Annotated in this window: 8 protein-coding genes; 5 read left to right on the top strand and 3 right to left on the bottom strand. The window is 56.6% G+C overall.

The features are described 5' to 3' along the window. Nucleotides 1-45: 45 nt before the first annotated feature. Nucleotides 46-1,683, top strand: a complete 1,638-nt coding sequence (locus MDG893_RS17380) for an MBL fold metallo-hydrolase (protein ID WP_007155137.1) — start codon at nt 46-48, stop codon at nt 1,681-1,683. 42 nt (nt 1,684-1,725) lie between these two features. Here the strand turns inward: MDG893_RS17380 and MDG893_RS20785 are convergent, their stop codons facing one another. After that, the gene (locus MDG893_RS20785) at nt 1,726-1,884 is read right to left on the bottom strand and encodes a YqaE/Pmp3 family membrane protein (protein ID WP_007155136.1); all 159 of its coding nucleotides are present in this window, start codon (nt 1,882-1,884) and stop codon (nt 1,726-1,728) included. Between the two features lie 221 nt (nt 1,885-2,105). Here MDG893_RS20785 and MDG893_RS17370 point away from each other — a divergent pair, with 221 nt between their 5' ends. Beyond that, nucleotides 2,106-3,548, top strand: coding sequence for a succinylglutamate desuccinylase/aspartoacylase domain-containing protein (locus tag MDG893_RS17370; RefSeq protein WP_007155135.1), 1,443 nt, complete (start codon nt 2,106-2,108; stop codon nt 3,546-3,548). A 66-nt stretch (nt 3,549-3,614) separates the two neighbouring features. Here the strand turns inward: MDG893_RS17370 and MDG893_RS17365 are convergent, their stop codons facing one another. After that, entirely contained in the window at nt 3,615-4,217 is a 603-nt protein-coding gene (locus tag MDG893_RS17365; protein ID WP_007155134.1) for a PEP-CTERM sorting domain-containing protein, read from the bottom strand. Between the two features lie 237 nt (nt 4,218-4,454). Between MDG893_RS17365 and MDG893_RS17360 the strand changes: the two genes are divergently transcribed. Together MDG893_RS17360 and MDG893_RS17355 are read left to right on the top strand one after the other, a co-directional pair. Then, on the top strand, nt 4,455-5,378 hold the full coding sequence (locus MDG893_RS17360; RefSeq protein ID WP_007155133.1) for a DMT family transporter: 924 nt from the start codon (nt 4,455-4,457) through the stop codon (nt 5,376-5,378). Nucleotides 5,379-5,425: 47 nt separating this feature from the next. Beyond that, nucleotides 5,426-5,965 carry a hypothetical protein gene (locus MDG893_RS17355; RefSeq protein ID WP_040474737.1) on the top strand — a complete coding sequence of 180 codons (540 nt, stop codon included), beginning with the start codon at nt 5,426-5,428 and terminating at the stop codon, nt 5,963-5,965. 5 nt (nt 5,966-5,970) lie between these two features. Here the strand turns inward: MDG893_RS17355 and MDG893_RS17350 are convergent, their stop codons facing one another. After that, a complete protein-coding gene (locus MDG893_RS17350) occupies nt 5,971-7,143 on the bottom strand; it encodes a MalY/PatB family protein (RefSeq protein ID WP_007155131.1) in 1,173 nt (390 codons plus the stop codon). A 204-nt stretch (nt 7,144-7,347) separates the two neighbouring features. Between MDG893_RS17350 and MDG893_RS17345 the strand changes: the two genes are divergently transcribed. Then, the gene (locus MDG893_RS17345) at nt 7,348-8,235 is read left to right on the top strand and encodes an AEC family transporter (RefSeq protein ID WP_007155130.1); all 888 of its coding nucleotides are present in this window, start codon (nt 7,348-7,350) and stop codon (nt 8,233-8,235) included. The last annotated feature ends 83 nt before the right edge of the window (nt 8,236-8,318 follow it).

The following is an 8,318-nucleotide window of genomic DNA, read 5'->3' as shown; positions in this document are numbered from 1 at the left end:
CTCTTTCCAGTACCAAAAGTCTGAACAACAAGATACGGACACTCTATGGATATTCGCCCTGCTGCCACACTGGTCCTGACCAAAGACACCGACGAAGGCCCGAAGATACTGCTGCTTCAACGAACGTGGGACGCGGTATTCATGCCGGGCTATTTTGTGTTTCCCGGAGGTGCCGTCGACGATCAGGAAAATAGCGGGCGGGCCCACGTTATCGGGCGGGCTGATACCGAAATCAGCCAAACAATGACCATGGACGAGGGCGGTGCGGATTTCATGTTGGCTGCGGTTCGGGAGTGTTTTGAGGAAGCGGGGGTTCTTCTCGCGCTGGACCAGAACGGGGCTGAGCTGACACAGGATCACCCGGTTCACGGTGATCGCGACGCGCTGTTCAAAGGCGAGTTGACGCTGGCGGAGCTTTGCCATCGCTACAACCTCACCATTCCCCTGGACCGTCTCGGCTACCTCGGGCACTGGGTGACGCCGCCAGGACCACCCCGGCGCTTCGATACCCGCTTTTTCATTGCAGCGGCACCGGAAGGGCAGCGGGCAAGCCACGACGGAGTCGAGACGATCGACCATGTCTGGCTCAGCCCGGCGGAAGCCTTGGAAGATCACCGCAGTGGTCGTCGCCTGCTAGGGTTACCAACCATAGGAACGCTGCGGATACTGGCGGATTTCGATACCACCGAAGCGCTGATGCGTTATGTTCACGCCAACCCACCAGAGCCCTATCCCAACCAACCCTGGCCCGCCGTAAAGAAAGGCAAGGTCAAAATGTTGGAACCGGGAGCGCCAGCCTATGACGAGGCCGTCAAACTGGACCCGGAAGGGGAAGGAACAACACACGCAGACATCGTTCCCGGTGAGCCTGTCGAGGTGGCGGCAGGTGTGGTGAGGCTGACGGCGCCGAACCCCGGGATGATGACCGGCCCGGGCACCAATACCTACGTGCTCGGCCACAAACGCTTTACGGTGCTAGATCCAGGGCCGGCCGACACAACGCACATTGAGCGGATTCTGGAAATCACGGGAGGGGCGATTGATCAGATTGTGGTAACCCATACCCACCAGGACCACTCTCCTGCCACGGTGGCGTTGAAAGCCAGAACCGGGTGCCGGGTTTACGGCCAGCCCGCGCCCGCTGGGCCTGCTCAGGATCAGACGTTTGCACCGGACGAGGAACCGGTCGATGGCGACCTGATTACTACGGAAGCCGGCACGTTAAAAGCTCTGCATACCCCCGGACATGCCTCCAACCATCTTTGTTATCTGCTCCTGGAGCAGGAACTGCTATTCTCCGGCGACCACATCATGCAGGGCTCCACCGTGGTCATTAATCCACCAGACGGCGATATGAAAGCCTACCTGGAGTCGTTGTACAACCTGCTGGCGGAATCCGTGCGTTACATAGCCCCTGCCCACGGTTTCCTGATGGCGCGCCCCGAATCCGTGATCGACTACCTCATCACGCATCGTCTGGCGCGTGAGCACAAGGTTGTCAGGGTGCTGAAAAATATCGCCCCGGCCAGTCTGAAAGACTTGACCGCAAAGGCCTACGACGATGTTCCGGCCGCCATCCATGGTGTTGCGGCCCGGTCCGCCCTGGCTCACCTGCTAAAACTGGAAGCGGATGGCAGGGCTACTCGGGAAGATGATACCTGGCACGCCACGTCACAGACCTGAGCCTCGCCGAGGTGTTTCCAATGCCTCTGTTCAGAGGACGGTCTATTTCTTGGCAATGATCCAGACCGCATGGACGATGCCCGGTATATAACCAAGAATCGTCAGCAGGATATTGATCCAGAAGTGTTTGCCAATCCCCACTTGTAAAAAGACGCCCAACGGCGGTAACAAAATCGCAACCAGAACTCGCAAAAGATCCATACAGTTAATTCTCCATCAGACGTATAACGGGTACAGAACGACAATCCGCATCCTGTAACCTCTTTGAATAGGTCATTTTGCGGAAATACACAACGAGTTCATGAAAGTGGCATTAAACCTTTGTCACAGCCGTATTCATGAAACAACAGGGGCTCTATCCTTGTACCGCTTTCATAGACCGGACAACAAGCCCCACACTGGCTGAAAACCCGAGAGGAATTATGCTGTATCGCTGGCTGACACATCTGTTTCGCGCTGGCCTGATTTTCACCCTGACTGGCAGCCTGGTCTCGATCCCTGCTGTCTACGCAAACAAGTCTGATGGCTCAGACAACACGGAGATGCTCGTCGCGGAGCTTGCCGAGGACGAGAGCGTTGAGGATGTTGAGCATTCGGAACCCTTGCGTTCGTCTGAACCAAAAAATGACAGCGGTAAAATGGACACCGCGCAGACATCCGATGAGAAGTCAGCCTCACAGGATAAAACACCGGATTCCACCGCCGAACCGGCCGTGGAAGAAGTGGCACCCAATGTTGATTTAAAGGAGGTGGCGCCGCCTCCAAAGCCCGCCGAACCCGCGGAGTCAGAACCTTCGGAGCCCAAAGAAACGGCTGACCAGAGCAAACCTACTGCCCAGGAAGCCGACGCCGCAACCGATGAAAGCGGCGTGGAAGAGCCTGCTGAGGTGACGGAACCCCAAAAGGCCACCAGCCTGAAAATGCTGGGTGCCGAGGTTCTGCCCGGAACCTCCACGCGCCTGGCCTGGTCGCCCGCTATCCAGATTGCCGGCCTTTCGCAACCAACACCGGTTCTGGTGGTCAATGGCTCCAAACCCGGCCCTAACCTATGCCTGACCGGGGCCGTTCATGGTGATGAGCTCAACGGCATCGAAATCATTCGCCGCACCATGTACGACCTGGAGCCAGACAAGCTCTCCGGCCGGGTGATTGGCATTCCCATCGTCAATCTGCCGGGTTTCCAGCAAGGTAGCCGCTACCTGCCCGACCGTCGTGACCTCAATCGTCACTTCCCAGGCAGCACCGATGGCAGCCTGGCGGACCGGATTGCCCATTCCCTGTTCGAGAATGTGATCCGTCATTGCGACATGTTGGTGGATATCCACACTGGGTCTCTCAAGCGCACCAACCTGCCCCAACTGAGAGCGGACATGAATAACCCGGAAGTGGCGGAGCTCACCCGTGGATTTGATCGTATGGCAGTCGTCCACAGTACCGGCACCACCGGTATGCTTCGTCATGCCGCCGTCGAAGCCGGTATCCGGTCTGTCACCATGGAGGCCGGCGAATCACTGCGAATCCAGGAACACCAGATCAAGGCCGGGGTGAACAGTCTCACCAGCCTGATGGACAAGGAAGGCATGATTTCGCGGATGTTTGTCTGGGGCGACCCGGAACCCGTCTACTACGATTCCGAGTGGATACGGGCCGAGCATGGCGGCATTCTGTTTAGTGAAACCAAGCTCGGGGCCAAGGTGAGCGAGGGTGAAATCCTGGGGTACGTCTCCGACCCCATCACCAACGCACAACATCCCATTCGCGCCAGTAGCGATGGCCGGATTATTGGCATGGCGGTGGATCAGGTGGTCATGGCCGGCTTTGCCGCCTACCACGTTGGTACCGAAGCGGAAGTGCCTGGGGAATAGAAAGGGGGGCGGAGCAAACTCCGCCCCCTTTGATCGCTCAACTGTCAGGATACTAAACGCAACCGTTCAGGCTGAACGGCGGCGGGCACGCAGCCCCATGCCAAGAAGACCAAGGCTCAGGATAGCCAGGGTACCTGGCTCTGGTACTTCGCTGGCTTCCGAGATCAGTTCGACCTTCGCCTTAACCTTGGAGCCGTAGCTGCCCAGCCCAAAGAAGCCTTCGTTAAACGTAGTGTCGAAGAGAGATACACGAAGCAGACCATCGCCCAGTGCGCCAAACACCAAGTCAAGCGAGCCGTTCCAGGACAGCACACCTTCCTGGTAAAGGCCAAAGAGTACAGAATCTCCAGAGGTGCTTCCGTTGACCGAGCCACTCATCAGTTCTGGTGCTGTGAAGTTGAAATCGACGGAAATTGGTTTGGCGACTTTGTCATCGCTGTTGACCGTGCCTTCAGTCGTCCAGATTTTGAACAGATTAAAGGTCGTACTTTCACCGGCATTCAGATCAAAAGAAAACGGGTTGTCTGCATAGTCTGCAGAATCAACAACCAGTCCGGGGTCTGAATCATTCAGGTTGACATTGTAGCTGGCGGAAATCAGTGCCGCGCTTGCCATTGCCGGCAGACACATTGAAATCAGTAGTGCAATGGTAAGTTTGAGGTGACGCATAGTTGCTCCCTGGGTTTCCCCTGTTTCATATAGTTTACTGCCCGCGGAATCCAGCATCTGTCATACCACAAATGAAATTGTCTCAAAAAAACATGAATCTATGTTCAATCAACGACTCCCCCGCAAACCGGAAATGTAAGAAATCCTGACACTGAAACCGACGACTTCGACGCTTTTGCGTAGTATCCTGTCGAGCTTTGATACCTTCTGGTCGTTATCATTCAGACAGGAGCCGGTGTGCCTTCAGAAACGTCAAAACCGCTATGGCTGGCCTACACCGGCCTGGTCCTGACCCCGTTATTTTGGGCCGGCAACGCCGTGATGGCCAAAAGTGTAGTTGGCGAGATTCCTCCACTTTCCATGTCCTTCTGGCGCTGGGTGATCGCCCTGACAATACTCCTGCCCTTCGGACTACCGGGGGTGTGGCGCCAGCGCCGGGTCATCCGTGAACATTCGCTGTCGATCCTGGCCCTGGCCACGTTCAGTGTGGCGGCGTTCAACTCACTGCTTTATTTCGCCGCAGTGACCACTACGGCCACCAATATCGCGCTGATTAATGCGACCATACCTATCATGGTGGCGTTACTCGCCTGGTTACTGTTGGGTGACCGCACACGTCCCATTCAGGCGCTCGGAATCGGGCTGGCGGTACTCGGTATCCTGGCGGTTGTGGCAAGGGGTGACCTCTCGGTACTGACCGGTTTACGGGCACAACCCGGTGATCTGATCATGGTATTGGCGGTATCCAGTTGGGGCCTGTTCTCAGTGCTGCTTCGCCGCCAGGCGGTGCCGTTGCCACCACTGACCTTTCTGACTGTCCAGATCGCCTGCGGTACCATGGTGATCTTGCCGTTTTTCCTGGTGGACCTGCTGTTTTTCTCGGGTGGATTCGAACTGAATACATCAACCGCCCTACCCATGATGTATTTTGCGATTTTCCCCGGTATTCTGGCTTACGCGTTCTGGAATCATGGGGTGCACCGGATTGGTCCTGCAAAAGCGGCCATCTTCATGTACCTCACTCCGGTATTTGCGTCGGTGATGGCGGGCATCTTCCTCGGGGAACGCCTGGGCCTGTTCCATGTCATTGGTGGTCTCCTGATTCTGGCCGGACTGTTCCTGGCCACTCGAACGACCGAACTTCGCCGCAAATACCGTTGAGCACCTCACAACAAATATCGACAAGGCAAGCATTCATGGTCAATGGCATGACAAGGCTCTTCAAATGGGCCGGCGTACTGATATTGGTGGTTTTCAACACCCCAGCATTCGCCGCCCCTTGTGATCCTGAGGAAAATACCTGGATACCGAGCCGCTATTACCCACCGGGACAGACGGTGTTTCACCAGAGTAACTGGTACCAGTCCCGCGAACTCCACGAAGGCAAAACACCGGGTACGGATTTCGAATGGAAAAGACTCGCGTCAGTGCCGGATTGCAACGTCGCTCGTGCAGACAGCAACGTCGGTGAGCGCAAATCGGAAGGTAGGGTGAACCGTCAGCCGCAGTCACCGACCGACTCTGGCCAATCGCCCGTAAAAGCGTCCAACGAACGCCGACAGACCTGTGAAGACTCCAAACAATGGAGCTTTGGTGGCAGCTATACCGTGGGCCAGATGGCCGTGCATGAAGGGCAGACCTACCGCGCCATCCGCCCCAGCAACGGCCAGATGCCGGGCATGAGCCAGCCGCCTCACTGGAAGCCGGTGGACGATCCCTGCATGAACGGCGCTGAAACCGCCAACTGATCCGGTTAATGATTCAGCGCCTGCCGGATCTGCTCCAGGGCCGTTTCCAGAACCCGGCGCGGGCAACCGATGTTCATACGCATGAACCCGCTGCCGGGCTCACCAAAGGTGATGCCCGGGTTCATGCCAATACCCGCTTCCTGAACAAAGAATCGTTTCAGTTCCGCGTCTCTCATGCCCAATGCCCGGCAGTCCAGCCACAATAAATAAGTGCCCTCCGGCTCTGTTACCCGAATAGCCGGCAGATGTTGGCGGATATAATCCATCACCCTGTCACGATTGCCTTGCAGGTAGATCATGAGTTCTTCCAGCCACGGGCCACCATGGCGATACCCTGCCTCGAAGCCGGCGATACTGAACGGATTGCACTGGTTCATGTGCATGGCGTCAAAGACGTCTTTCAATAACTTGCGATGCTCCGCATTCCTCACCACCAGCGCCGACAGACCCAGACCGGGCATATTGAAGGATTTGCTGGGCGCTACGGTTGTGATCAGGGCATGTTCTTCATCGGCCAGCTTCGCCAGCACATGATGGGAAGGTTTGTCCGGGTAGGTGAGGTCACAATGAATCTCATCCGACAGCACCACCAGGTTGTGGCGCCTGGCGATGGCCAATATCGCCCTGAGCTCACTTTCGCTCCACACCCTCCCCACCGGGTTGTGGGGTGAGCACAGTAGCAACACCCTGGCGTCGTCCCTTGCTGCACAGGCTTCCAAGTGATCGAGATTCATCTGATAACGGCCATCCACCTGTTCCAGCGGGTTTTCAATCACCGCACGACCGGTTTTCCGAATGGCGCTGAAGAAAGGCGGGTAAACCGGCGGCTGTATAATCACCCCTTCGCCGTCGCCGGCAAACGCCAGTGCCGCTGCGTGCAGCGAAGGCACTACACCCGGAGCCATCATTAGCCAGTCCCGCTCAATGGCCCAGCCATGCCGATGTTCAAACCAGTCGATAACCGACTGGTACAGGCTCTCTGGAAACAGTGTATAGCCGTAGACCGGATGCCTTGCCCGTTCTTCAAGCGCTTTGGTCACCGCTTCCGGCGCAGGAAAGTCCATATCCGCCACCCACAGGGGAATAACGTCATCTCTGCCGAATACCGCGTTGCGGGCGTCAAACTTCACGGAACAAGTGTTTTCCCGCTGGACAGGCTGGTCAAAGGTCTTGGGCACGCGTGGCTCTCCGCTAGGATGGTGGGTTGGGCAAGGATATTCTGTGGCAGTCGTTGCAATCCGTGCAAGCCAGGCCACATTCTGCAGGCTTCTGGGGGATTCATCTTTGGTCGCAAGGGCACAGGTTTTACTTGCCCGGAACGCAGTATAATTGCGAACCTAACGAGTTATTTGCTAACCCTGATCGATTCTCGGAGCCTCTGAATGCTAACCCAGATCCTGTCCACGATGTTGCCGGTGTTCCTGATCGCCGGTTGTGGAGCCCTTTACGGCCGATATCGCACACCAGACATCAAAGGCTTGAACACCCTGAATATGGAGCTGTTCGTACCCATGCTGGTGTTTGCGGTTCTGGCCGACCAAAAAGCGCCTCTACAGGAATACACCAGCCTGGCCCTGGCGGCAACGGTGGTCGTTCTGGGTTCCGGCATCGTCCTCTATCCGCTGGCCAGGGTTCTGAACCTGAACCTTAAAACCTTTCTGCCGCCAATGATGTTCAACAACTCCGGCAACATGGGTATTCCAATTCTGGTATTCGCCTTTGGCGATGCGGCCCTGCCAGCGGCCGTTGTTCTATTCGTGGTGGAAATGCTGCTGCACTTTACCGTGGGCATCTACATGCTGGACCCGCACACGTCGATCATCAGACGGCTCCGTATACCGGTTATTGCTGCAAGTATCGCCGGCCTTACCGTCAACTTCGGTGGCGTGCCCATGCCGCAGTGGCTGCTGGAAACCCTGAATATGCTGGGCGGTGTGTGTATCCCGCTCATGCTCTTTACTCTCGGTGTTCGCATGCTGGACGTGGATTTCAGCGACTGGAAACTCGGTGTTCTGGGCGCCATTTCCGCGCCCGCCTCCGGGTTGATTCTTGCCTGGCCAATGATAGCGATTCTGGATCTACCGGGCCTGCAGGTAGCTGCTTTGTGGGTCTTCGCCGCCATGCCCTCTGCTGTATTGAACTACATGCTGGCGGAGCAGTATCAACAGGAACCTCATAAAGTGGCGTCGCTGGTGCTTATGAGTAACCTCGGAAGCCTTGTAGTGATGCCGATTGTGCTGGGCCTGGTCTTTACCGCGGGCTACGTATGAACGTTTTCAGATAACGAATAATGCCGGAATCGGGTTCGGCGTATCACGATCACCAACGCAAGCGCTTGCAACCTCTCTGGCTT

The organism is Marinobacter algicola DG893 (assembly GCF_000170835.1).
In the GTDB taxonomy this organism is placed as follows: domain Bacteria; phylum Pseudomonadota; class Gammaproteobacteria; order Pseudomonadales; family Oleiphilaceae; genus Marinobacter; species Marinobacter algicola.
Note: the sequence above shows the minus strand (reverse complement) of the source record. Positions and strands in the feature narration are given on the sequence as shown.

Bases quoted from the DNA above. Each gene is read 5' to 3' on its own strand.
- MDG893_RS17345 (WP_007155130.1), top strand. From the start codon at position 7,348: ATGCTAACCCAGATCCTGTCCACGATGTTGCCGGTGTTCCTGATCGCC.
- MDG893_RS17355 (WP_040474737.1), top strand. From the start codon at position 5,426: ATGACAAGGCTCTTCAAATGGGCCGGCGTACTGATATTGGTGGTTTTC.
- MDG893_RS17380 (WP_007155137.1), top strand. From the start codon at position 46: ATGGATATTCGCCCTGCTGCCACACTGGTCCTGACCAAAGACACCGAC.
- MDG893_RS17370 (WP_007155135.1), top strand. From the start codon at position 2,106: ATGCTGTATCGCTGGCTGACACATCTGTTTCGCGCTGGCCTGATTTTC.
- MDG893_RS20785 (WP_007155136.1), bottom strand. From the start codon at position 1,884: ATGGATCTTTTGCGAGTTCTGGTTGCGATTTTGTTACCGCCGTTGGGC.
- MDG893_RS17365 (WP_007155134.1), bottom strand. From the start codon at position 4,217: ATGCGTCACCTCAAACTTACCATTGCACTACTGATTTCAATGTGTCTG.